Annotated in this window: 20 protein-coding genes and 2 tRNA genes; 10 read left to right on the top strand and 12 right to left on the bottom strand. The window is 57.2% G+C overall.

The window, feature by feature from the left end:
- Nucleotides 1-93: 93 nt before the first annotated feature.
- From rpoD to AC2TDA_RS03075, 8 genes are all read right to left on the bottom strand, one after another.
- Nucleotides 94-2085 (bottom strand): RNA polymerase sigma factor RpoD, encoded by a 1992-nt coding sequence (rpoD, locus tag AC2TDA_RS03110; protein ID WP_480878792.1) that lies wholly within the window; start codon nucleotides 2083-2085, stop codon nucleotides 94-96.
- A 113-nt stretch (nucleotides 2086-2198) separates the two neighbouring features.
- On the bottom strand, nucleotides 2199-4148 hold the full coding sequence (gene dnaG / locus AC2TDA_RS03105) for a DNA primase (RefSeq protein ID WP_480878791.1): 1950 nt from the start codon (nucleotides 4146-4148) through the stop codon (nucleotides 2199-2201).
- 80 nt (nucleotides 4149-4228) lie between these two features.
- Entirely contained in the window at nucleotides 4229-4525 is a 297-nt protein-coding gene (locus tag AC2TDA_RS03100) for a hypothetical protein (RefSeq protein WP_480878790.1), read from the bottom strand.
- A gap of 34 nt (nucleotides 4526-4559) precedes the next feature.
- Entirely contained in the window at nucleotides 4560-5105 is a 546-nt protein-coding gene (locus AC2TDA_RS03095; RefSeq protein WP_480878789.1) for a sarcosine oxidase subunit gamma, read from the bottom strand.
- The gene (locus AC2TDA_RS03090) at nucleotides 5098-8031 is read right to left on the bottom strand and encodes a sarcosine oxidase subunit alpha family protein (RefSeq protein WP_480878788.1); all 2934 of its coding nucleotides are present in this window, start codon (nucleotides 8029-8031) and stop codon (nucleotides 5098-5100) included. The genes AC2TDA_RS03095 and AC2TDA_RS03090 overlap by 8 nt, the downstream gene beginning before the upstream one ends.
- Nucleotides 8028-8291, bottom strand: coding sequence for a sarcosine oxidase subunit delta (locus tag AC2TDA_RS03085; protein WP_480878787.1), 264 nt, complete (start codon nucleotides 8289-8291; stop codon nucleotides 8028-8030). Before AC2TDA_RS03085 ends, AC2TDA_RS03090 begins: the two co-directional genes overlap by 4 nt.
- A 56-nt stretch (nucleotides 8292-8347) precedes the next feature.
- On the bottom strand, nucleotides 8348-9601 hold the full coding sequence (locus AC2TDA_RS03080) for a sarcosine oxidase subunit beta family protein (protein WP_480878786.1): 1254 nt from the start codon (nucleotides 9599-9601) through the stop codon (nucleotides 8348-8350).
- 851 nt (nucleotides 9602-10452) lie between these two features.
- Nucleotides 10453-11883 (bottom strand): Glu/Leu/Phe/Val family dehydrogenase, encoded by a 1431-nt coding sequence (locus tag AC2TDA_RS03075; RefSeq protein WP_480846614.1) that lies wholly within the window; start codon nucleotides 11881-11883, stop codon nucleotides 10453-10455.
- 423 nt (nucleotides 11884-12306) lie between these two features.
- Here AC2TDA_RS03075 and AC2TDA_RS03070 point away from each other — a divergent pair, with 423 nt between their 5' ends.
- The 3 genes from AC2TDA_RS03070 (at nucleotide 12307) to AC2TDA_RS03060 (ending at nucleotide 15198) form a co-directional block, all read left to right on the top strand.
- On the top strand, nucleotides 12307-14013 hold the full coding sequence (locus tag AC2TDA_RS03070) for a Tad domain-containing protein (RefSeq protein WP_480846613.1): 1707 nt from the start codon (nucleotides 12307-12309) through the stop codon (nucleotides 14011-14013).
- On the top strand, nucleotides 14010-14627 hold the full coding sequence (locus tag AC2TDA_RS03065) for a TadE/TadG family type IV pilus assembly protein (protein ID WP_480878785.1): 618 nt from the start codon (nucleotides 14010-14012) through the stop codon (nucleotides 14625-14627). The genes AC2TDA_RS03070 and AC2TDA_RS03065 overlap by 4 nt, the downstream gene beginning before the upstream one ends.
- Nucleotides 14628-14835: 208 nt before the next feature.
- On the top strand, nucleotides 14836-15198 hold the full coding sequence (locus AC2TDA_RS03060) for a hypothetical protein (RefSeq protein ID WP_480878784.1): 363 nt from the start codon (nucleotides 14836-14838) through the stop codon (nucleotides 15196-15198).
- Between the two features lie 5 nt (nucleotides 15199-15203).
- Here AC2TDA_RS03060 and AC2TDA_RS03055 read toward each other — a convergent pair whose 3' ends face one another.
- The gene (locus AC2TDA_RS03055) at nucleotides 15204-15674 is read right to left on the bottom strand and encodes a hypothetical protein (RefSeq protein WP_480878783.1); all 471 of its coding nucleotides are present in this window, start codon (nucleotides 15672-15674) and stop codon (nucleotides 15204-15206) included.
- A gap of 149 nt (nucleotides 15675-15823) precedes the next feature.
- On the opposite strand from AC2TDA_RS03055, the gene AC2TDA_RS03050 reads away from it, so the two are divergent.
- Nucleotides 15824-16735 (top strand): pirin family protein, encoded by a 912-nt coding sequence (locus tag AC2TDA_RS03050; RefSeq protein WP_480878782.1) that lies wholly within the window; start codon nucleotides 15824-15826, stop codon nucleotides 16733-16735.
- Between the two features lie 21 nt (nucleotides 16736-16756).
- Here AC2TDA_RS03050 and AC2TDA_RS03045 read toward each other — a convergent pair whose 3' ends face one another.
- Complete coding sequence (locus tag AC2TDA_RS03045; protein ID WP_480846606.1) at nucleotides 16757-17344, bottom strand: TetR/AcrR family transcriptional regulator; 588 nt, start codon at nucleotides 17342-17344, stop codon at nucleotides 16757-16759.
- A gap of 100 nt (nucleotides 17345-17444) precedes the next feature.
- On the opposite strand from AC2TDA_RS03045, the gene AC2TDA_RS03040 reads away from it, so the two are divergent.
- The 6 genes from AC2TDA_RS03040 (at nucleotide 17445) to AC2TDA_RS03015 (ending at nucleotide 22282) form a co-directional block, all read left to right on the top strand.
- Nucleotides 17445-17693, top strand: coding sequence for a hypothetical protein (locus tag AC2TDA_RS03040; protein WP_480846605.1), 249 nt, complete (start codon nucleotides 17445-17447; stop codon nucleotides 17691-17693).
- Between the two features lie 130 nt (nucleotides 17694-17823).
- Nucleotides 17824-19110: a homoserine dehydrogenase gene (locus AC2TDA_RS03035; RefSeq protein WP_480846603.1), complete on the top strand. Its 1287-nt coding sequence runs from the start codon at nucleotides 17824-17826 to the stop codon at nucleotides 19108-19110.
- A 71-nt stretch (nucleotides 19111-19181) separates the two neighbouring features.
- A complete protein-coding gene (gene glpX / locus AC2TDA_RS03030; protein ID WP_480878781.1) occupies nucleotides 19182-20165 on the top strand; it encodes a class II fructose-bisphosphatase in 984 nt (327 codons plus the stop codon).
- Between the two features lie 91 nt (nucleotides 20166-20256).
- Nucleotides 20257-21999 carry a single-stranded-DNA-specific exonuclease RecJ gene (recJ, locus tag AC2TDA_RS03025; RefSeq protein ID WP_480878780.1) on the top strand — a complete coding sequence of 581 codons (1743 nt, stop codon included), beginning with the start codon at nucleotides 20257-20259 and terminating at the stop codon, nucleotides 21997-21999.
- A gap of 109 nt (nucleotides 22000-22108) precedes the next feature.
- A tRNA-Glu gene (locus AC2TDA_RS03020) sits at nucleotides 22109-22183 on the top strand.
- A gap of 24 nt (nucleotides 22184-22207) precedes the next feature.
- Nucleotides 22208-22282 (top strand) — tRNA-Glu (locus tag AC2TDA_RS03015).
- A 314-nt stretch (nucleotides 22283-22596) separates the two neighbouring features.
- Here the strand turns inward: AC2TDA_RS03015 and AC2TDA_RS03010 are convergent.
- Nucleotides 22597-23886, bottom strand: coding sequence for an ABC transporter permease (locus AC2TDA_RS03010; protein WP_480846599.1), 1290 nt, complete (start codon nucleotides 23884-23886; stop codon nucleotides 22597-22599).
- A complete protein-coding gene (locus tag AC2TDA_RS03005; protein WP_480846598.1) occupies nucleotides 23883-24803 on the bottom strand; it encodes an ABC transporter permease in 921 nt (306 codons plus the stop codon). The genes AC2TDA_RS03010 and AC2TDA_RS03005 overlap by 4 nt, the downstream gene beginning before the upstream one ends.
- Nucleotides 24804-24811 lie beyond the last annotated feature (8 nt).

The following is a 24811-nucleotide window of genomic DNA, read 5'->3' as shown; positions in this document are numbered from 1 at the left end:
ATTCTCGCCAAATTGAATTCACGTTCGGACATCGTGAGCGCTCCGGCCAAACGGACAAAAGAAAAAGGCGCCTCGACCGAGGCGCCTTTGATCTTACTGATCCAGGAAAGACCGCAGCTTGCGCGATCGACTGGGATGTTTCAGCTTGCGCAAGGCCTTGGCCTCAATCTGGCGGATACGCTCACGGGTCACGCTAAACTGCTGACCGACCTCTTCAAGCGTGTGGTCGGTGTTCATCCCGATGCCAAATCGCATCCGAAGAACACGTTCCTCCCGCGGAGTAAGCGATGCCAGAACCCGCGTGGTCGTCTCTTTGAGGTTTTCCTGAATGGCGCTGTCCAGTGGCAGAACGGCATTCTTGTCCTCGATGAAATCGCCCAGCTGGCTGTCTTCCTCGTCACCGATTGGCGTTTCGAGGCTGATCGGCTCCTTGGCAATTTTCATCACCTTGCGAACCTTCTCCAACGGCATCTGCAGCTTTTCAGCCAGTTCTTCCGGCGTCGGCTCGCGGCCGATCTCATGCAGCATCTGGCGACCGGTGCGCACCAGCTTGTTGATCGTTTCGATCATATGCACCGGAATACGAATGGTCCGAGCCTGATCCGCGATCGAGCGTGTGATTGCCTGGCGAATCCACCAAGTCGCGTAGGTCGAGAACTTGTACCCGCGGCGGTATTCGAATTTATCCACCGCCTTCATCAGGCCGATATTACCTTCCTGAATAAGATCAAGGAATTGCAAGCCGCGGTTCGTGTACTTTTTGGCGATCGAAATCACCAGACGCAGGTTGGCTTCGACCATTTCCTTCTTGGCCTGGCGCGCCTCTTTTTCGCCCTTCTGAACTTGCTGCACAATGCGACGGAACTCCGGGATATCCAGACCGACGTACTGACCGACCTGAGCCATGTCGTTACGCAGTTCCTCGACCTTCCCGGTCGAGCGTTCGATGAACATCTGCCATCCCCGGCCCGGCTTTTCGGCCATTTCGGCCAGCCAGTTCGGATCCAGCTCGCGCCCGCGGTAGGCATCGATGAACTCGCGACGGTTAATACGAGCCTGATCGGCCAGCTTCACCATTGAGCTGTCCAGCGACATGATACGACGGTTGATGCCATATAGCTGGTCAATCAGAGCCTCGATCCGGTTGTTGTGCAGGTGAAGACCATTCACCAGTTCAACAATCTCGGCGCGTAGCTTCTGATAGGTCTCTTCGTCCTTCGCGCTGAAAGTGCCGTCTTCGTTCAGCGTGGCCGAAATCCGGCTGTCCTGCATCTCTGACAACATCGAAAAGTCTGTCGAGATCCGCTCCAGCGTGGTCAGAACCTGATCTTTCAGTGCGGCTTCCATGGCCGCAAGAGACATGTTGGCCTGGTCGTCTTCATCATCGTCGTCGTCACTGGCGATCGGATTTCCGTCCGCATCCAATTCAGGACCGGTATCTTCTTTGGCGGGCTTAGCAGCCTGCACTGCCGATGTGTCGACCACTGGTTCTTCGACATCACCGTCTTCGTCCAACTGGTTGCCGAACGTGGTTTCCAGATCAATAACGTCGCGCAACAGAATGTCTTCAGACAACAATTCGTCGTGCCAGATGGTGATCGCCTGGAAGGTCAAAGGGCTTTCGCACAGCCCGGCAATCATGGTGTTGCGACCGGCCTCGATCCGCTTGGCGATGGCAATCTCGCCCTCGCGGCTCAGCAGTTCGACCGACCCCATTTCACGCAGATACATGCGCACCGGATCATCGGTACGGTCTAGTTTCTCGGTCTGTCCACTCGACAGGGCAACCTCGCGGTTGGTGTCGGTGGTTACCAGTTCGGTCGAGCCCTTATTCTCTTCCTCTTCGGCCTCTTCATCTTCGATGATGTTGATGCCCATTTCGGACAGCATCGACATAACGTCTTCGATCTGTTCCGAGCTGACCTGATCAGGCGGCAGAACCTGATTGAGCTGGTCGTAGGTGATGTAACCTTTCTCGCGAGCCTCGGCGATCATCTTCTTGACGTTGGCCTGGCTCATGTCCAGCGAGATTTCCTGTTCCTGCTCGTCGGATTTGCGGTCTTCGTTCGTATCCTTGGCGGCCATTCAATGCTCCTGCAGGGATGGGTGATTCGTTTGAACCGAATCATTAGCGCGTAGAAGTGATTCGGCCACCCGTTTACCCGTTTTTCTTTTCCAGTGCCTTACGAAAACACCACTTACCGGCGTTTCCGTTCAAAATTGATGCCTGACATGATCGCCTTAAACGCATCTTTCTCGTCGCGATTGATTCGCGCGCCATTGTCAGCAATGTCAAAAACGGCCCTGTCCTCATTCTGGCTGCGGCTGGTGCGATTGCGTTCCTCGGCGGCCTGAGCCAGCCGGTACGTCAACGCCTCATCCGCCAGATCGGACAGTTCCTCTTCGGCTTCGGCAATCTCAGCATCCAACCCCCGGAGCGCTTTGATTTTTGCGAGTTCCTCGGCCAGCGTCATCTCGGCCTTTTCAACGTCGCCTGGTTTGAACACACAGGGGATCACTGCGACATGGCGAAGGGCCAGCAGATTTTCAAGGGCCAGAGGCCCCAAAGTTCTAACAATGTGGTCTTCCAGGTTGTCCGGGTCATCGATAGCATGCCGCAGAATAACTTCGCGCAAGGCAGCGTGGTCTGGGTCCTGACACTCCATTTCTTCCAGCTGATGTTCAAATTGCACGACAACTTTGGGATTAAGGATGGCGATGGCCAGGATAGCCGCCTCGCGCAGCTGGATATCTGCATTCTCAGATGAGGCAAGGAACGAAGTCCGCGCACCCGGTGTAGCCGGTTGTTTAGGGGGCTGCCATTTGCCTCGCGGCTGCCACGGTCTGTTCTGAGATTGGCGCTGCGGTCGAAACAGCTGCCAGCGCAGGTCCTTGATTTCCTGCCCATAGTGCGAGCGAATTGACGGATCTCGGATCAGCTTTATTTTTTCGCGCAGGGACTTGTCCAACGCCGCCTTACGCTCTGGACTGTCAAAAACCTTCCCTTCGGTTTCGCGCTGCCATAGCAACTTGACCATCGGGATAGCTCCATCCAGCACGGCCTGCACAGACCCTGCACCTTCCGCGCGCAGCAGGTCGTCGGGATCTTTACCCTCGGGCATCAGAGCAAAGCGCAGAGATTTCCCTGCCTCCAACAGCGGCAGTGCCAGATCCACAGCCCGCATCGCTGCACGCAGACCCGCCGTGTCGCCGTCCAAAGCGATGATTGGTTCATCCGAGATACGCCAGAGCAATTGAAGCTGGTGTTCCGTGATCGCAGTGCCAAGCGGCGCCACTGAAGCCCCAAAACCCGCCTCGGCCAGCGCGATCACGTCCATATATCCTTCCGCCACGATCAGTGGCTGGCCTTTGCCCGCCGCCTGACGGGCCGGTCCCTGATTGTAAAGGCTACGACCTTTGTCGAACAACTCGGTTTCGGGCGAGTTTAAATATTTGGCATTGTCATTCGGGTCCATTGCCCGGCCACCAAACGCAATACACCGTCCACGCGGGTCGCGGATCGGGTACATAATTCGATTGCGGAACGTGTCGTAAGGCTTTTTGCCTTTGTTCGACGGCTTTGCCAGACCCGCCCTGAGAATCAAATCTTCGGCCACGTTCTTGCCGCGCAAGTGATCCCAAAGGCCTTGCCAGCCATCCGGAGCAAAGCCGATCTCCCACCGGTCGAGCGCTTGCGCATTCAGCCCGCGACGCGTCAGGTAATCGCGGGCATCCGCCCCCGCCCCGGTTTTGAGCTGCAGGCGAAAGAACTGCACCGCCTGCTCCATCACCTCAGCTAACTGAGAGCGCCGGTCTTGTTTTTCTTGCGCTTTCGGGTCACGCGCCGGCATTGGCATTCCGGCCTCACGCGCAAGTATCTCGACCGCCTCGATAAACGAGACATTCTCGGTCTCCTTCACAAAGCTGATCGCATCGCCTTTTGCGTGGCAGCCGAAGCAATAATAAAAGCCCTTCTGGTCGTCGACATGAAACGAGGCTGTCTTTTCATGATGGAATGGACAAGGTGCCCACATATCGCCCTTGCCCTGGTTGGACTTGCGCGCGTCCCACATGACTTTACGACCCACGACCTGAGACAGGCTCAGCCGGGTGCGCAGTTCATCCAGAAATCCAGGGGGCAGTGACATAGGTCAAACCTGACAGAAACAACAACGCGCGCCAAGGCATTGACGCGCGTTTGTCCACAAGGAAATGGCAAGGCTGTGGATTATTGCTGCAAGCAAAGCTCCAACCAGGCCGCACCAAGGTCCTTTTTGCGGACATCGCGCATTTTTTGCTCGTAGACCCAAGGCGTGATCAGTGGGATTGCCGAATTGTAGTTCTCAGGCCAGGTCGGGCCAGTGTCAGCTACCGCCTGCGCCACGTCGCGTTCCTTGACCCGGTCAAGCCGCGCCTGCTGGATCGCGGCGACTACGTCGGACTGATACTTGCAGCTCTGCTCTTTGGTCTCCTGAGCGGCCAGAGGCGTGGCCAGCAAAATCGCAGCGATGGCGATACGCAACATGGGGGTCTCCCGGAATCATTTCATTGGGCGCAGCTTACCTGCGTGTGGCGACACCTTCCATCGCCCTTTTCAAATCGTGAACCAGAGTTTCAGCCATGGATCGAAACACCATGATTTGAAATGCGTTTTCCCCGACGCGAGTAATCGACGCGGTCATGTGAAACAGCAGGCTGCGCGCCGTGTGGCCGCGCTTGAAATGCATAGCCCGCACGTCGATTGGGACCAGCCGCGCCAGAACATCCTCGGCCCCTTCGCCTTCCAGACGAACAACTGCCCAAGCATCAGACTGATCCACAATGGCAGCAAGTTGGGCCAGAGACGCATCCGGCACGGGGCCCATCAGCATCGCCTGAGCATTTCCGAACCAAACAGCACGTGAACCCGTTTTGCCAGTGGCACGATTTGCTGCCGGGTATGTCATCCCATGCGTGGCCTTCATCATATCTGACAAGGCTTTTTTCCGCCCATCCAATGGCGAGATCGAATGGATCGCACCCGCATCCTCTTCGGTTAACGTCACGGAGCCGACGGTCAGTGGCAACAGCCCATCACAGGGCGATTTGGCAACTAGTTTATCCACGCACACGCCCTCCGTCCGAGTCAAAGAAGACCGGGTTCACCACTTCGCACAATGTCGTCACGCCGCGCAGGTGATCCACCATCTTGACGACTTCTCCGTACCGCTCCGGCCCATCGGCAAGAAAACCGAGCCCCAGCATCGTCTCCAGCGTTGGCGAATAGCAGACAGACGTAATGTACCCCTGATCGCTAGTCCGCACGGGCTCAGCCTCTTCGTTGTACAGATGCGCGCCGGCCAACAGCTGCTTGCTTTCACCAATCGGTTTAAGGCCCACCAGCCGCTCGCGACCAGGCTCTTCCAGCCCTGGTCGTTCGGACATGGTTTTGCCGATACAGTCCTTCTTCTGCGAGACCATCCGGCCCATCCCGACATCGTAAGCCGTCGTTCGCCCGTGGATTTCGGAATGCGTGATAAAGCCTTTTTCGATCCGCAGGACGTTCAGCGCTTCCATCCCGTACAACCCACCGCCCAGCGCCTCGGCCCGCTCGGTCAGAATGTCGAACAGGTTGGCACCGTACCGCGCAGGCACGGCAATCTCATAGGCATGCTCGCCCGAGAACGAAATCCTGAACAGGCGACCCTGGACACCGAGAAGCTCGACTGGACCACAGGCCATGAACGGCCAGTTATCGTCGTCGATGGGTTCGTCCAAAATGCCATTCAGCAGTTCGCGCGATTTTGGTCCAGCAACTGCGAACTGCGCCCATTGTTCGGTCACCGATGTGAATGAAACATTCAGATCGGGCCGCAGGCCCTGATGTACAAACTCAAGATGTTTCATCACGTCCCCCGCCCCAGCGGTGGTTGTGGTCATCACGAAATGGGTTTCACCCAACCGCGCGGTGGTGCCATCGTCCATGACAAACCCGTCCTCGCGTAGCATCAGACCATAGCGGACACGCCCCACTTTCAGGCTCGAGAACATATTGGTGTAGACGAAATCCAGAAACACCCCGGCATCCGGCCCTTGTATGTCGATCTTTCCCAGCGTCGAAACATCACACACACCCACCGCCTGCCGCACCATGTTGACCTCACGGTCACAGGATTGCCGCCAGATCGTCTCGCCCTTGCACGGAAAATAGCTGGGGCGGTACCACAAGCCCGCCTCGATCATCGGGGCCTTCCGCGCAACAGATGCCTTGTGAGAAGTCGTGAAGCGTTGCGGCTTAAAACCCGCGCCCTCGGCCCCTGCCCCCAGTGCGGCCATGGCGATGGGTGAATACGGTGGACGGAACGTCGTGGTTCCGGTTTCCGGTATGCCTCGGCCGGTTGCATCGGCCAGGATAGCCAGCGCAGCGACGTTCGAGTTTTTTCCCTGATCGGTCGCCATGCCTTGGGTGGTATAGCGTTTCATATGCTCGACCGACCGGAAATTCTCGGTCGCAGCCTGTTTGACGTCTTTTACCGTGACGTCGTTCTGGAAATCCAGCCAGGCCCGCCCTTTACCGGGCACCGCCCAGAGAGGGGATATCTCGTAAGGTACGTCTTCGGCCTCAGGCGCTACCACTTTTGGCGCCTTCATTCCCAACTCGGCCAGCGAGGTTTCGGCAGCGGAAATCCCTTCCTGCAGGCAGGACGCGGTCGAGAAAGATCCGTTGCATGCCCCTGCGGCAACCATCCCAGGCACCGCACCCTGGGTAGGCACAAAGGCGGCAATATCACGCTGCCACGTCGGGCGGGCATTCATGTGGCAGGTCAAATGAACCGAGGGGTTCCAGCCGCCGGTCATAGCCAAACAATCCGTGTGAATGCGCTCCTCTCCGCTGGCACGGCGCACTGTGATCGCCTCCAGCCCTTTACCGCCGGAACTACCGCAGACCTGTGCCCCGCGCAGTACCTGATAGTCGTTTGACAAAGGCGCGTCGTGGCGACTGTCAACCACGGCGGCGACATGGATACCAGCGTCCAGCAGATCGCGCGCTGTGCGGTGAATGTCATCGGTATTGCCGAAAACGGTCACATTCCGGCCCGGGCTGACGCCCCACCGGTTCAAATAGGCCCGCACAGCACCGGCAGTCATGATCCCCGGCCGGTCGTTGTCGCGAAACGCCACCGGACGCTCCAAAGCACCTGCTGCCAGAACGGACCGCTTTGCCACGATCCGCCAATAGGTCTCGAGCGGTGCGCCATTCGGGCGGCGATCCGTATGGTGCAATACCCTCTCCAACGCGGCAAAGGTGCCCTGATCATATGCACCCGCAATTGTGGTGCGGCTCATCAGTCGGACATTGTCCATGGCCCGTAATTCGGCCAGAGCCTCATCTGCCCAGACATGACCCGGTTTGCCGTCAACCTCATAGGTTTCGGCCAACAGGCGCCCGCCCATGCGGGCGCTCTCATCCGCCAGAATGACATCCGCTCCGGCGCGACCTGCGACCAACGCGGCCATCAAACCAGCTGGACCGGCTCCAATCACCAGAAGGTCGCAGAATGCGTACGCGCTTTCATATTTGTCGGTATTGTCCTGCCCGGACAACGCTCCAAGCCCAGCGGCGCGGCGGATCACTGGCTCGTAGAGCTTTTCCCAGAAGCTTTTGGGCCACATGAAGGTCTTGTAATAAAACCCTGCCCCCAAAAATGGGGCCGCAAGGTCATTGATCGACATCAGATCAAACCCAAGACTGGGCCACCGATTCTGGCTGCGTGCGTCCAACCCCGGATAGATCTCCTGCATTGTGGCGCGAACGTTCGGATCTTGTGCGCCGCCGTCGCCAACGGTCACCAACGCGTTTGGCTCTTCGCTGCCCGCCGTCAATACTCCCCGAGGGCGATGGTATTTGAACGACCGCCCCATAAGACGTACATCATTGGCCAATAGGGCTGAGGCCAGCGTATCACCGCGAAATCCGGTGTAACTGACGCCGTCAAAGACAAATGGTACCGTTTCAGAGCGGTCAATCAGACCTTTGCCAGCGATCCTCATGAGCGCGCCTCCGACGCAAGCTGCGCCCCCAGCATTTCGTGTGTGACGGTATCCCGCGTGACGACAATCCACGCGCCGCAGCCTCCCTCGTGATACCAAAGCTCACGCGTTGCGCCTGCGGGATTGTCACGCAGATAGACAAAGTCGTCCCATGCTTCCGTGCCAGCATCAGGTGCCGGTCTCTCCAGATCCACCGCAGCGCCTCGATAGTAGAACTCGCGCCGATCCCGTTCACCACAATTCGGACAGGTGATCCTCATGACCGCGCCCCCAATTTCATCTGTTCAGAAAACCTCAAACCCGACATCGCCCCACCTCAATGCAGATTGTGCTGAGAGCCCTTGCCCTCTTCATCAATAATCCCCCGCCCGGTACGGAAACGATCCAGACGGAAGCCCGTGGCGTTCTCGTGAAACTGTTCAGTCGCAATCAGGTGGGCGAACACATTGCCCGATCCGGGAACCGCCTTGAACCCACCGTAATTCCAGCCGCAGTTCAGGTAGAGCCCGTCTATATCCGTTTTATCGATGATCGGAGAGCCATCGGGCGACATATCCATGATCCCGCCCCACGACCGAAGCACGCGCGCTTTGCCGATCATCGGCATCAGGGCCATTCCGGCCTCCATCACGTTTTCCACGGTGGGCAGGTTACCCCTCGCCGCGTATGAGGCATAGAAGTCCAGATCGCCGCCAAATACCAGACCGCCCTTGTCGGACTGACTGATATAGAAATGCCCCATGCCAAAGGTCACCACATGATCAAGGCAAGGTTTGAGACCTTCAGTCACAAACGCTTGCAGCACATGACTTTCGATCGGCAAACGCATCCCGGCCATAGATGCGACCTGTCCCGATCGTCCCGCGACAACCATCGCAACTTTCTTGGCCCGGATCGCACCGCGAGATGTTTGCACACCGCGCACGACGCCGTTTTCGATATCAATTCCAGTCACTTCGCAGTTCTGAATTAGATCAACGCCGCGCTGGTCCGCCCCGCGCGCGAAGCCCCAGGCCACCGCGTCGTGGCGCGCCGTTCCACCGCGCGGGTGGTAAAGCCCGCCATACAGTGGAAACCGCAGGTCGTTGAAATTCAGATAAGGCAGCATCTCACGCAGCTCATCACGGCCCAGCAGGATGGCGTCATCGCCCTGGCTGATCATCATGTTGCCCCGACGTGCCGCCGCATCGCGCTGGCCGTCCGAGTGGAACAGGTTGATGATCCCCCGCTGCGAATGCATCACGTTATAGTTCAGGTCTTCTTCCAGACCTTCCCACAACTTCAAGGAATGCGAATAGAACTCTGAGTTTCCTTGCAAAAAATAGTTTGCCCGGACGATGGTCGTATTGCGCCCGACATTGCCGCCGCCAATGTAACCTTTCTCCAGAACAGCTACATTTGTCAGTCCATGCTCCTTGGCCAGATAGTACGCCGTGCTCAGACCATGGCCGCCGCCGCCGATAATGACGATGTCATATTCGGGTTTCGGCTCGGGGTCACGCCAGTGTGGCGTCCAACCTTTGTTGCCGGTCAGGCCTTCTTTGAGGACACGCAAGCCGGAAAAACGCATTCAAACCTCCCTGCAGGTATGTCGGCATCAAACCAACTCTGACCAGCAGTAGCAACGTCCCAAAACCGTTCCGCATCTGTTTTCGACTCAGACTTGTCTCTGCGCGACGAAATCCATCTGAAATACGAATTTTCAGAAGGGCTAGAACCGAAGCTGAAACGCCACGCCAAGTTTCGGTACCGTGTCATAGCCCTGCTGGCTAATCTCGCGGCCTGCCTCATTTTTCAGGGTCAATCCATCGTTAAATTCAGCACCCGCGAAGGCCGTCAATGACATACCGGGGTTTGGAATAAACTGCGTCGAGAAAACGCCTAATGCCCGACCAATCTGAAGGTTCGGGTTCAACGGCCCCGTAAACACGCCGTAGGTAAACCCACGGGACGCGCGAGCACCACTTTTTTAGTACCAATGCAATTGGAGTGAGACGAAAACGTCAGAGCCATTGGAAAGCACTCATCGCAATGGAACGCCTATGCGAATGTCGCGAGTATCTTCCCAAGGTTGAATTCCAAGCAACCAGGAAACTTAGGGACAGTCGCCGTAGCCGACTAAAACACCGGCAAAGGAGCCGTCTTCAAACCTGTTGATGGCACCTCCGCGTATAAATGCACGGCTGGTGGAAAACTCCCCATCTCCCTCCAGGACAGTGCCGCCCTAGTATAGTGCCGCCCTAGTATATCGCAGGGCCATCAACTGTTACGCCCCAACCAGAAACGAAAGGGCGGCCAAAATGGCCGCCGAAGTTTGGGGAAAATTCATCATCTTGGGTTCTTCTGCAACGTTATGATGCATTCGCAGACCTTGGGCAGTCGGACCAATGAAAATAGTCCGACTGCCCGATTTACGAATGGTCAGAGACCCTTGGCGCGATAACTTTTCGCAACCCGATCGATGGCGACTATGTATGCGGCCGTGCGCAGATCTTCGACGTCTGCGCGAGCATGCCAAACCTCGCTCATGGATTGGTAGGCGATCCGCATCGTGTCATCGAGACCCGAGCGCACCAACTCCAGTTCATCCGCACCCTTTAGGTACTTGGCTTTGAAGTTCGGCGACATCGACCAGGCATCGCCCAGATAGCGATCCAGACGTTGCAATTCGCTGACAATCAATTCATGCCGCGCCTCTTCCTGACGGCGCTGCATGCGGCCAAAGCGAATGTGACTGAGGTTCTTGACCCATTCGAAATAGGACACCGTCACACCACCGGCGTTGGCATACATATCGGGGATGATCACCGTACCTTTTTTGCGCAACACTTCGTCTGCACCCGCGGTGACCGGGCCATTCGCTGCCTCGATTATCAACGGAGCCTTGATCCGCTCTGCATTGGTCAGGTTTATAACTCCCTCCAGAGCCGCAGGGATCAGAATGTCACATTCCGATTCGAGGACAGAAGCGCCGTCCGCCGAATGCGTCGCGTCAGGATAGTCCTTTACCCCGCCATGTTTGACGATCCATTGGCGCACGGCTTCGACATCAATGCCGTCCGGATTGTAAAGGGCACCGTCCCACTCAATGATACCGATGATGCGGGAGCCGTCTTCCTCGCTCAGAAACTTTGCGGCGTGATACCCCACGTTACCCAATCCCTGAACAACGATCCGTTTTCCATCAAGCTTGCCGGACAATCCCGCTTTTTTGATATCCTCCGGATGACGGAAAAATTCCCGCAACGCGTATTGAATGCCCCGGCCTGTGGCCTCGACCCGGCCAGCGATCCCGCCAGCATTCAGCGGCTTGCCGGTCACACAGGCCCGCGAGTTGATATCGGTCGTGTTCATGCGCGCATATTGGTCGGCGATCCAGGCCATCTCGCGCTCACCCGTCCCCATATCCGGAGCAGGCACGTTCTGAGACGGGTTGATCAGGTCGCGCTTGGCCAGTTCATAGGCAAACCGACGAGTGATCTGCTCCATCTCGTGTTCTTCGTATTGCCGCGGATCAATGCACAATCCACCCTTTGAGCCGCCAAACGGAGTTTCGACCAGCGCACATTTATAGGTCATCAGGGCTGCCAGCGCCTCGACCTCATCCTGGTTCACGGCAAGCGCAAAACGGATACCGCCCTTGACCGGCTCCATATGTTCGGAATGAACCGATCGGTATCCGGTGAACGTGTGGATCTGCCCTCGCAGCCTCACACCGAAACGCACCGTGTAGGTCGCGTTACAAACCCGGATCTTTTCCTCGAGGCCCGGCGGCAGGTCCATCAGGGACGCTGCCCTGTTGAACATCAGATCAACACTTTCGCGAAAGCTAGGTTCTTTGATGCCGGTCATAAAGTCCTCCGAGTCGGCGAATGACATTTGTCATGACTTTTTGTCGCACCGCTGATTGGAAGCCGCAACCACAACTGCACTTTTTTTCATCATTTTATGAATAACCCGTTTCGGTCGATTAAGTGAGTCGTCTGGGTTTTCAAAGGCCGCGATTGTCAATTCAATCGAAACAAATGACCAATAACCAATATCAATAAAGCCGATTATTGCGCAAAAAGAGCAGTATAGTGACGTTCGCGCCCAAATCTCGCCATGATCCACGGCTAATTTATTAACCTTGCAGAGAACTGGTTCCGGAAGACCCGGTCGACAGAGGAATGCGTTATGAATAACTCTGATTGGAAGTCAAAATTTTTTAGTTCGCGTCGCACACACCCATACTCGCGGCACCTCCAAAGGTTTGCGGCCTCGGACGAAGGCTCTATGACGGTTCTGGCGCTGTTTCTGTTTATTATTGTATTTATCGCGGCGGGATTTGCCGTAGACATGATGCGGTACGACCGCGAAAGAGTAAGACTGCAATACGCCCTGGATCGCGCCGTGCTGGCGGCAGCCGACTTGGATCAGGACCTGTGCCCCCGAGACGTGGTCATGGACTACCTGAGCAAAGAGAACCTCGACCAGTTTATCGTTGGCGAAATCAAGGTTGATCCGGAAACATGTGGCGCGGCAGCGGTCCAATTGCAGGGTAAACGCCGGGTCGAGGCCAGTGCCGAAATGGATATCCCGACGCATTTCATGCAGTGGAGCGGTGTCGACTCGCTGGGCACCACGGCTACCAGTGTCGCAGAAGAATCCATCGGTAATGTTGAGATTTCACTGGTTCTGGATGTCTCTGGTTCCATGGAAGGCACCAAACTTACCAACCTCCAAAAGGCAGCCAACGACTTCATTGACGAAATGACCGAGAAATCCGAGGACGGGAAGCTATCCATTTCGATCATTCCCTATTCCGAACAGGTCTCAGTCCCTACATTCTTTATGAATGCGTTGAACACAGTCGGCGCGAATGAAGTAGCCAATTGTATAGATTTCGAAAGCGCCCATTTCTTGACAATGGATTTCGATTCCTATGACATCGTCGATCCTGATAGTGGCACCATTATCCGCAAGGGCAGCAATCTCAACCAAACGCTTCATTTTAGAGACAATAACAGCCGCGACTACAGATCCAGAGACAGGCTGGTCAGCAGCAATATTTGCCGTAAAGAAACATCGACCGACCAGCGTGAAATGGCAATCCTACAAAAGGATGCCGATACGCTGAAAAACAAGATCACCAATATGAAAGCCAGTGGCTGGACATCCATCGATGTGGGCCTGAAATGGGGCCTGACCCTATTGGACGACAGCATTCAGCCGCTGATCGCGCAACTGCAACAGAGTGGCTCCCCCATTCCGACCGAGTTTGCAACCCGTCCAGGACGCAATAAAACCTCGGATACCCTTAAAGTACTGGTGCTTATGACCGACGGGGAAAACACTCGGCAGCACAAGGTGAACCCTCCTTACAATGCCGGCGCGTCGATGATCTATTGGAATGAAGGTGAAGGCACGTATTCAATCCGTGACGAGGACAACAATCGCTGGACCTGGCCAAACGTGCCGATAACCATTCAGCTGGATGATGACAGCCGCTGGACCAGAGATTATTATCAGGATAATGCGCATACCAACGGGACAGACTATATCCGGTACGAATGCACCAGTTATTATGATAACCAGTGCCAGAGTATGGACAAAAACACGACCATCAAACACCCGGTGGGCGGCGATTCTGTGGAGCGCTTGGACTGGCCAGATGTCTGGGCCCACACCGAGAAAGGCGCAATCTACAACATGCTTCGGCATGCGTTTGGTTCCACTTACGCATCCACATTTGACGCCGATTCCACGACCGAACTACGCCAGTGGAACAAGGATCCGCGCGTGAAATCGCTTTGCGCCAAAGCAGAAGAACAAGAAGTACTCATCTTCTCCGTCGCCTTTGAGGCACCCTACGGCGTGAAACAGATGCTCAAGGATTGCGCCGTGGAAGATGGGCGTTACTACGAGGCGACCGGTGCACAGATCGTTGGTGTGTTTGACTCGATCAGTTCGACCATTCAGAACCTGAGGCTGACCCAATGATCGGATCGTTTCGAAAACGGTTTCACAGGTTTCGTCGCAACGAAGACGGAAGCACGTCGACGATCGAGTTTTTGTTCTGGTTCCCCTTTTTCGTTTGGGTCGCCTGGTCGGGAATCGATTTAGGATTACTTTCCTTCAACCATGCGAACCTAGAGCGTGCACTGGACGAAACGATCCGAGAAGTCCGCCTGAACCGCCTGCCTGCAGGTGAAACCGAGTGGTCGCATGACCTGTTAAAAACGATGGTTTGTACCAGGACGCATTTCGTGGACGATTGCTCGACCAATCTGGCCTTGGAAATGAAGTCGGTGGACCCGCGCGTCGGAAACCAGCTCGCGGCTGATCCCTACTGTGTGGATACTCCGGTAGATATCCGGGACCCGGCATTAGTTGATTTCGACCGAGGCACCTCGAATGAGTTGATGATCATCCGGGCTTGTCTTGAAATAGCACCGGTTTGGGGCTTCACGATGATCGGTGAACTTGCGAGTGCAAATCCCGATGGTCAGTGGGAACTGCACGCAACAACGGTGTTTGTCCACGAACCGTTCGGAGGATCGACGAGCGTACCAGCAGGAGGGTCCACAGGTGGCACACCAGTTGCGACAAACTGATCACGCGAACAAACGTGAAGGCAGGTCCTTTCTCAAACGCTTTTTTCGCCAGGAACATGGCATTATCACAGTTGAATCGGTATTGATTTTACCGTTGCTGTTCTGGTCGGTTTTCGCGTCATACACGTTTTACGACAGTTATCGGCAAAGTTCCCGCAGTATCAAAGCCGCCTTCGCTGTAGCAGATGTTATTTCGCGCGAGCGTAACATGGTGAACGCGACGTATGTCGACACGATGTTTGATCTGATCGAGGCCATCGTCGCGACGCGCTCCCCGGCGTCCATGCGCGTTTCGTATCTGACCTATCTGGATGCTTCGAAAAGCCACGACGTTCTGTGGTCTTGTGTTCGTGGTACAAAATTTAATGAGTGGACGAATGCGGATGTTACGGCCATCAAGGATCGCCTTCCCACCATGCCCAATTTCGGCAAGATGATCGTTGTAGAAACCACAAACGAGTACCGCGCACCGTTCAATATCAGCTTCGGGATCGACGATTTCACAATGAGCAATTTTGTGTTCACACACCCTCGGGTTTTCGACAACATTGTCGCATCAGATCCCTGCTGACAGGCTTACCCCTTTTCGGCCAACATCGCCGACAGTATCTCGGACATGAATTTGGTTTCGGCGGCGGCTGTCATGCCGCCAACACCAACTCGACGCCCCACGCGCCACCATAGCCCAGGGGCCCACGCTTTGGCCCCCGCCGTGCGGGTCGTAACCAAAAACCCGTTAGAAGGTTTGAACGCGAAAACGCCGCGCTCGACGGTTTCGATATCCGCGACGGCGCATATCACGTGACCGGATCGGGTGCGCAGTTCGGTCTTTGTCAGTTCAATGGCATCCTGCGTGGCCAGCCACATACGTTGCGCCAGCCAAAACGACGCGACCCCCACACCGATCAGGAATACCTGCCATCCCAACGCCGGCGGCGCCGCCAGAGCGACATAGATCACCAGGGTTCCAACAGTGGCCAGCATCCCTACCCCGGTCCAGCGCCGGGGGGTCGAGGCCTCCACTCTGGCGAGCACGTCTTCTTTCATAAAACTCTCCCGAATTGCGCTCTTCCCTTAGCCGCTTTGCCGACCGAAGGACAGAGGTCTGAGCGCCTTTGCACAAGGCCGGTGTATTTGCGCAAATTGATCGGACCTGCCTATGCCATAGATTGCGGCCAGACAAACAGGAGGCCGTTATGTCCCTAAGACCGACACTGGAAACCCGCCAGGCCGTACCAACAATGGAAGGTGCAGGCGTGAAACTGCATCGCGCGTTCGGGTTTCAGGATCCGTCCGAGCTGGATCCGTTTTTGTTGTTCGATGATTTCAGAAACGATCGGCCCGAGGATTATCAGGCCGGGTTCCCGTGGCACCCGCATCGGGGCATCGAAACGATCACCTATGTGTTGTCTGGCACTGTGGACCACAGCGACTCGCTGGGCAATCACGGCAGTCTGGGGGCCGGTGATGTGCAATGGATGACTGCGGGGTCAGGTATTCTGCATCAGGAGATGCCTAATGGGAATGCAACCGGCCAGATGCACGGGTTTCAGTTGTGGGGTAACTTGCCGTCTGATCAAAAGATGACCGCCCCTCGCTATCAGGACGTTCAAAGCGCCGACATTCCTGTCGTCACGGATGATGATGGCACCACCGTCCGCGTTATCGTCGGGGAATTCTGGGGGAAGTCCGGGCCGGTTGACGGTATTGCGGCGGATCCTCAGTATCTGGATGTTCAGATTCCTGCGGGAGTGAAAAAGACTATCCGGATAGATACCTATCGCCGTGCCTTCGCCTATATTTTTCAGGGTCAGGCAGCATTTGCGGATGCGTCGCAACCGACTGGTGTGCTTTTGGAGAAGGAGATCGCCGGGCAAGAGGTCAACATCCGCGACATGTCCGGCGACCGGACGCTGGTTCGCTTTGGAACCGGGGACGAAATCACGGTACAAGCCGGGCCCGAAGGCGTTCGTTTCCTATTGATTTCGGGCGCCCCAATAAACGAGCCTGTGGCCTGGCACGGCCCGATCGTCATGAATACGCGAACCGAGCTTGAACAAGCATTTCGCGAACTTCGCAATGGCACGTTCATACGTCCCGCACATTAAACCATCGTCACCGTTTGCCGGTCAGGCGGTGACGGATTTGCGCACCATATCCCAATAGACCTGCTCAACTTCGTCCAAAGACAATCGCCCTCCGGATCGATACCAGGTCATGACACCGTTCAGCATGGCGATGACCGCCAAAGTGGCGATCTTGGTGTCAGCGACTGAAAACTGCCCGGTCTGCTGACCCTGGCGCAGAATGTCCTCCAACGAGTCTTCGTAACGGCGGCGCAACGCTTCGATCTCGGCGAAGTTTTCGGGTTTCAGGTTTCGCAGTTCCATATATGCGATAAACACTTCGTCAGGGCGCTGCAGGTGATAGCGGATGTGGAAGCTCACAAACTGGCGCAGAGCATCCTGCGGGTCTTTTTGACCGTCCAGGTCCTCATAAGCTGCCAACAGATCCTGCATATGGTTCTGCATCAGGCGAAACAGAAGGCTCTGCTTATCCGGAGTGTAATTGTACAGCGCACCGGCCTGCACGCCGACTTCGCTTGCGATTTGTCGCATGGAAACAGCGGCATACCCCTGCCGGGCAAACAAAGAAAGCGCCGCCTCGCGGATGCGGGGGCCGGTGATATCGGAATGTGAACCCTGAGTACGCGCCATGGACTCACTGTATATGAACAGATGTTCAGATAGAACCCCGCTTGAACCGCAAGTGCAAAAGGTGCATCACGGATCACAGGTCACAACTCGAAAGCTCGTGATGAAGCCTCTGCTATTGATCCCATTGCTGGTTATCTGTGCCGCGTGCACTGACATTCCCGAGTTGGAAGGCAGCGAGGCGCCTTCGTTGCGCAAAGCGCCCTACCCCGAACTTATCCCGCTTGATGGCACCCTGGGCCCGCCAGTTGACCCTCTCAGCGAAGCTGAAGAAGTTGAAAAAGACCTGACTGATCGCAGTGAGGCGCTGGCCAACAAAGCCAAAGCGTTGCAGAACGCTCAGACTAATTAAGAGCGGTACGCCGAAAACCCGGTGGTAACGCACCCCAGACGGATTGCACCCAAGTCTCGAACCCGCTAAGGCACCCGACAAAGGGCAACTAGCCTTATTCGGCACATACGAGCGGAAAGGACCCCACAGAATGACACAGGCGCTGCGGCTTGGAATTGCGGGTTTGGGAACCGTTGGTGTGGGTGTGGTTCGAATTGTTCGCCGCCATGCCGATCTGCTGCAAGCCCGTACCGGACGCACAATAGAAATCGTTGCCGTGTCGGCGCGTGATCCAAATAAAGACCGAGGCATCAATCTTTCCGATTACGCGTGGGAGACGGATCCTGTCGCACTGGCCAAACGCGACGATATCGACGTCTTCGTCGAGCTGATGGGCGGTGAGAATGGCCCAGCGAAAGCTTCGGTAGAGGCCGCGCTGTCCAGTGGCAAAGACGTGGTCACTGCGAATAAGGCACTGCTGGCCATCCACGGTCAGGAATTGGCCGAACAGGCCGAGGCTGCAGGGCGCGTCATCCGGTTCGAGGCCGCCGTCGCCGGTGGTATCCCCGTGATCAAATCTTTGACCGAAGGTCTGGCAGGCAACGACATCACCCGCGTGATGGGCGTAATGAACGGCACCTGCAACTATATCCTGACCCGGATGCAGTCACAGGAACTGGGATACAACGCTCTGTTCGAGGAATGCGCGCAGCTTGGGTATCTTGAAGCTGACCCGAATCTCGACGTTGGCGGCATCGATGCAGCACACAAGCTGGCCCTGCTGTCGTCTATCGCGTTCGGAACCAAGCCGAATTTTGATGGAATCCAGATCGAAGGCATCCAGCACATCAGCCTGGACGACATTCATCAGGCCGCCGATATGGGCTATCGCATCAAACTGTTGGGCGTGGCGCAGCGTACCGCGCGTGGGTTGGAGCAGCGGATGCAACCTTGTCTGGTGCCCAGCGACTCGCCTTTGGGGCAGCTTGAGGGTGGCACCAATATGGTGGTGATCGAAGGCGACTCGGTCGAGCAGATCGTTCTGCGCGGCCCTGGCGCGGGTGAAGGCCCAACTGCCAGTGCCGTCATGGGCGACGTCTGTGACTTGGCGCGTGGCTTGCAAATTCCAACTTTCGGGCGACCCGCCGCATCCCTTCAGGACGCTCCGCCAGCACAGACCGGTTTGCCTGCCCCCTACTATTTGCGGTTGGGCTTGCTGGACAAACCCGGCGCGTTGGCCAAGGTGGCGGCGATTTTGGGGGATGCAGGTGTATCTATCGATCGGATGCGCCAATACGGCCACACGGAGAGCACCGCGCCCGTGCTGATCGTAACCCACAAAACCACGCGCTCGACCTTGGATCACGCGCTGGACGGGCTGCGCGACACGGATGTGGTCGCCGGAGAACCCGTCGCCCTGCGCATCGAACAAGTCTGAGCCCTTGCGGCCTGCCATACGGGCAGGTTATGCCGGAATGAACGTCTTCGCTGACCAAAGGATTACGGAATATGAACGCTGCCAAGATCGATTTTAATGACCGTCTGCTGTCTCTGGGGCTGGCAAGGGTGGCGGAACAGGCCGCACTGGCCTCGGCCTCGCTGGTTGGCCGCGGCGATGAGAAGGCCGCTGATCAGGCAGCCGTAAACGCAATGCGCGAACAGCTGAACCTGCTGGACATCGCCGGCGTAGTCGTTATCGGCGAAGGTGAACGCGACGAAGCCCCAATGCTTTACATCGGCGAAGAGGTCGGTACGGGCAAAGGCCCTGGTGTGGACATCGCGCTGGACCCGCTGGAAGGCACGACCCTGACAGCCAAGGATATGCCCAACGCGCTGACCGTTATCGCCATGGGCCCGCGCGGTTCGATGCTACACGCGCCAGACGTCTACATGGATAAACTGGCCGTCGGACCGGGTTTTCCTGAAGGTGTCGTCAATCTCGAAATGACCCCGCGCGAACGTGTCGAAGCTCTGGCAAAAGCCAAGGATTGTGATCCCGCTGACATCACTGTCTGTATTCTGGAGCGCCCGCGTCACGAAGCAATGATCGCCGAAGTGCGCGATACCGGTGCCTCGATCCGTCTGATCACCGATGGTGACGTGGCCGGCGTCATGCACTGCGCCGAAAGCGAAGTGACCGGCATTGATATGTATATGGGTCAAGGCGGCGCGCCCGAGGGCGTTCTGGCCGCAGCTGCTCTGAAATGCATGGGCGGGCAGATCTTTGGCCGCCTGCTGTTCCGTAACGATGACGAACGCGGCCGCGCCACCAAAGCCGGTATCACCGATCTTGACCGCGTCTATTCACGCGATGAGATGGTAACGGCAGACGTAATTTTCGCAGCGACAGGTGTGACCGGTGGTTCGCTGCTGCCCCGCATCAAGCGCGAGCCGGGCTGGGTCGAGACGACAACGCTGCTGATGCGGTCCAAGACCGGGTCGGTACGGCGGATGTCCTATCGGACCCCAATGTGGTCGCATGACAACGCATAACGACTTGCATCGCCGTCTCTGGCGGGCATATTTGTGACAGGATGAAAAGGCCGGGTCCGAAAGGGTCCGGCCTTTGTACATGAGGTGAGACGTGGCATTTCTGGGTGTTGAACAATCCCTGACAGGGCGGCGCTGGGTTGGCCCTGCGCCCGAGATCGAACGCGCGGCGGATATGATGGCGCAACAGACGGATCTACCTCCCGCAGTGTGTCAGATCCTGGCGCGACGGGGCGTACCCGCGATGGAGGCGCGCGCGTTTCTGGACCCCAAGCTGAAAGAACTGTTACCCGACCCACGCGCGATGAAAGACATGGAAACCGCTGCCTCGCGGTTCCTGCAGGCCGTACGCGGGCGGCAACGGATCGCAGTATTCGCTGATTATGACGTCGACGGCGGCAGCTCGGCAGCCTTGCTGCTGGTCTGGCTACGGCAGATGGGAATACAGGCGACGCTGTATGTGCCGGATCGTATTGACGAAGGGTATGGGCCCAACGTCCCTGCCATGAAGGAACTTGCAGAGGCCCATGACCTGATCATCTGCGTCGATTGCGGTACGTTGAGTCATGAACCGATCGCGGCGGCCGAAGGCGCTGACGTCATTGTCCTGGATCACCACCTTGGCGGGGAAACCCTGCCCGATTGCGTCGCCGTGGTGAACCCGAACCGTCAGGATGAAAGCGGCGATCTGGGCTATCTCTGTGCCGCTGGCGTTGTGTTCCTAATGCTGGTCGAAGCCGGGCGGCAACTGCGCGAGGACGGCATCAAAGGCCCTGACCTTTTGACCCTTCTGGATCTTGTTGCGCTGGCCACTGTGGCCGATGTTGCCCCGCTTATCGAGGCCAACCGCGCCTTGGTGCGGCAAGGTCTTAAAGTGATGGCTCAGCGCCAGCGTCCGGGTCTTGTGGCATTGTCAGACGTGGCGCGGATGGATACAGCGCCCAACAGCTATCACCTGGGTTTCTTGCTGGGCCCGCGCGTGAATGCAGGCGGGCGGATTGGTAAGGCCGATCTGGGCGCGCGTCTCCTCAGCACCGACTCGTTGCATGAGGCACAGGCTCTGTCCGAAAAGCTGGACGCGCTGAATACCGAGCGGCGGGATATTGAAAACGCCGTGCGCGCTGCCGCGCTGGAACAGGCCGAAGAACGCGGGCTGGACGCCCCATTGGTCTGGGCTGCTGGTGAGGGCTGGCACCCGGGCGTGGTCGGGATTGTCGCGTCGCGCCTTAAGGAGACAGCCAACCGTCCGGCGATAGTCATTGGTTTCGACGGAGACGAAGGGAAAGGTTCAGGTCGCTCCGTATCAGGCGTTGACCTGGGCGCGTCAATCCAGAGACTTGCGGCCGAGGGGCTGCTGGTTCGGGGTGGCGGCCACAAGATGGCCGCCGGACTGACCGTGATGCGCGACCAGTTGGAACCCGCGATGGCCCGCCTGTCCGAGTTGCTGGCTAAGCAAGGCGCGGGCGAACGAGGCCCCGCCGACATAAAACTTGACGGAGCTTTGATGCCGGGCGCGGCGACGGTTGAACTGATTGAGCAGATCGAACAGGCTGGACCTTTTGGCGCTGGCGCCCCTGCCCCACGATACGCTCTGCCCGATCTGCAAATCCGATTTGCCAAGCGGGTGGGCGAGTCGCATCTGAAGCTCTCTCTGACCGATGGGATGAGCAGCGGCCTGGACGCCATCGCCTTCGGCGCCTTTGACGGTCCGATGGGAAACCGTCTGGCCAATCACGGCGGCTCCCGGTTTCATTTTGCCGGTCGGCTCGAGGTGAATTCCTGGGGTGGAAGGCAGACAGTACAGCTTCGGCTTGAGGACGCGGCCGAGGCAAATTGACAGGCCTGCACACACAAGAAGCAAAGGGTCAAAAAAGTTTCACAGCCTTGCGTTTTTCGGCTTGCGGGGGTGCTAGGTAAACCGTAAAAGGCCCTCCACAAGCCAGCGTGGCCCGTTCGTCTATCGGTTAGGACGCCAGGTTTTCAACCTGGAAAGAGGGGTTCGATTCCCCTACGGGCTACCACTTGTGCTTGCGCCAGACCCAAATGGCCCGTTCGTCTATCGGTTAGGACGCCAGGTTTTCAACCTGGAAAGAGGGGTTCGATTCCCCTACGGGCTACCACTTCCCTCGTAAATTATAGTATTTTCGTTGCATTCTGAGCTTTGGCGCTCTCGGCGGATACGCAATTCGTGGCGCGTTTTTCTTAGTCTGGCGAATATCGTGTCTTTCTGGCTCAGCAGCTACCGTTTTGTCGACACAGATGCCCTGTACTGCAGTCCGCTCGGCACTCAGGTTCGCGTGCTTGCACATCGCTTCGGTAGACCGATGCGCACCAGGCGGGTGGCCTAAACAATGCTGACAGTCTGGTTCAGTCTTCATAGCAAGAAAAAGCCCCGGTCCTGAGACCGGGGCTTTGTCAACTTTAGGGAAGAAAACTACTCATCCGTACTCTTCAAGCTGTTGGGGTCAAAGACGCCACCGAAGCCACCGTTGTTTGAAGGTTGTTCATCGGTGTCCGGGGCGCTTTCTTCGTTGTCACCGCCCAAGGTGTTTGGAGCGAACACGTTGCCGAAGCCGGAGTTGTTGGACTCTGTCGGCGCAGGCGTGTCCTTTTCCTCGGTGCCGGGGCGCAGTTGATCCGGTGTGAACACACCTTCAAAGCGGCGCTGCCTGCGTTCTTCGCGCTGTTGGCGCAGCTCCTGAATGCGTTGTTCCGCCTCCAGACGCTTCTCCTCCCGAACGTTGGCGATGCACTGGCCGGGGTTATAGGCCGTTGCAGTGCCCACAATGGTGATCGTCGCCACTGCAAACACGACCACAAGAACCGCTGCCATATTGCCGGCAAAGAAGCTGGGCAGTTTGATCTTGCCCGCCAGTTCTTCGACGGTGGCGTTCTTGCGCGCCGTTGCAACCAGTTCCTGACGCTTCAGCTTGGCTTCGTTCAGCAAGGCGAAGAACACGGTCAACGCCACGATGATGAAGGCCAGGGCCGAGATCGCAGGCGTGATGCCATAGCGCACTTTCTGCGCCAGTTCGATCGTCAGCGTCGGGTATTCACCGAAGGTGAAGGTGGTGGTGTTGTAGTTCTCGAACGATGCCAGGAACGCCAGCACCGCAGCTGAAGCAATCGCCGGACGCATGAACGGCAGCAGGATTTTGCGGAACGCCTGTGCATGGGTCGCGCCCAGATCCAGCGCCGCCTCGGTCAGCGCGATGTCATAGCGCTGCAGCCGCGCCACCAGAACCAGCATGCAGTAGCTGGCGATAAAGGTGGATTGGCCGATCACCGTCAGGAAGATGCCGTTTGACAGGAAGCTGTCCGCACCCAGCCCCAGCATCCGGTTGATCCGGTCCCAGAAGACCAGGGTCGAGATACCCAGAACAACGCCCGGGATCAGGATCGGCGCGATGATGATCGTATAGTAGGTCGCGCGCAGCCTGGGCCAGATTTGAGTCAGCATCAGTGCTCCGGCCAGCCCCATCGCCACCGACAGTACCACCGTTCCAAGCCCGACAATCACCGAGTTCTTGATGCCGTTCAGGATGCGTTGATCCCGGAACAGCTCGCCGAACCACTCGAACGTCAGACATTCCCATGGGCTCATCCGGGGGAAACCGGACGAGTTGAAGGCGGTGATCGACATGATCACCAGCGGGCCCAGCAGATAGGCGAAGAAGATCGCCAGGTAGACCCAGATGCTTATACGGAGGAAGGAATTGTTCATTTCCCGATATCCCCCATATTCACCTTGAACAGGCGCATTACGGCCAGCACGAACAGGATACAGGTCACCAGCAGTACGATTGCATAGGCGGCCCCCTGCGGCCAGTCATTGTTGTCGTTGAACTGCTGATAGATCAGTTGCGTGAACCACAAGGACGATGGTCCGCCCAGAATCTGCGGCGCGGCCAGCGCCCCGGCAGACAGCATGAACACCATCGTACACCCCGAGCTGATGCCCGGTTTGGCATAGGGTATGACCACCCGCCAGTGGATCCGCCACCAGGGCGCACCCAGGTCCCGCGCGGCCTCGATCTGGTTTTTGTCCAGACTTTCGATCACGTTGTACATCGGGAAGATCATCAGCAGGATATAAGCATAGCCCAGACCGGCATAGAGCGCGATGTCATTGCGGATGAAGTCGAACGGCACATCCCAGATCCCCAGTCCCATGAACAGGGTGTTCAACACACCGGTCTCGCCAAAGATGATGCGCAGCGCAAAGGCCCGCAGGATCTCGTTGATCCAGTAAGGGATGATCAGCATGATCGCGAAGATGCGGATGTGATTGCCCTTGGTCTGACCCAGGTAATAGGCGATCGGGTAGCAGATGATCAGGTTGAAGATCGTCACGCAGACCGCCGCGAGCAGCGTGCGGAAGAACACCCGCAGATCGACGGTGTTGTAATCCTGACCACCGCCTTCGGGGCCGAAGACGAGGTATTTGTAGTTCTCCAGCGTATAGACGTCCTTGGGCCCGCCGATCTCGGGCGGCGGCAGGTTCGGACGGAAGGAAAAGTCCAGCATCGACAGCTGTGGCAGGATGATCAGGCCAATGGTCCAGAACAGGACAAGACCCAGGATCGCCGATCCCATGCCGATGCCGTTTCGGTTGAAGAATTCTTTCAAAAAGCGGGGCATGTGTCTGA

Source organism: Ruegeria sp. HKCCD6426 (assembly GCF_057221115.1).
The sequence above is the reverse complement of the archived record's forward strand: the minus strand, read 5'-3'. Positions and strand labels throughout refer to the sequence as shown.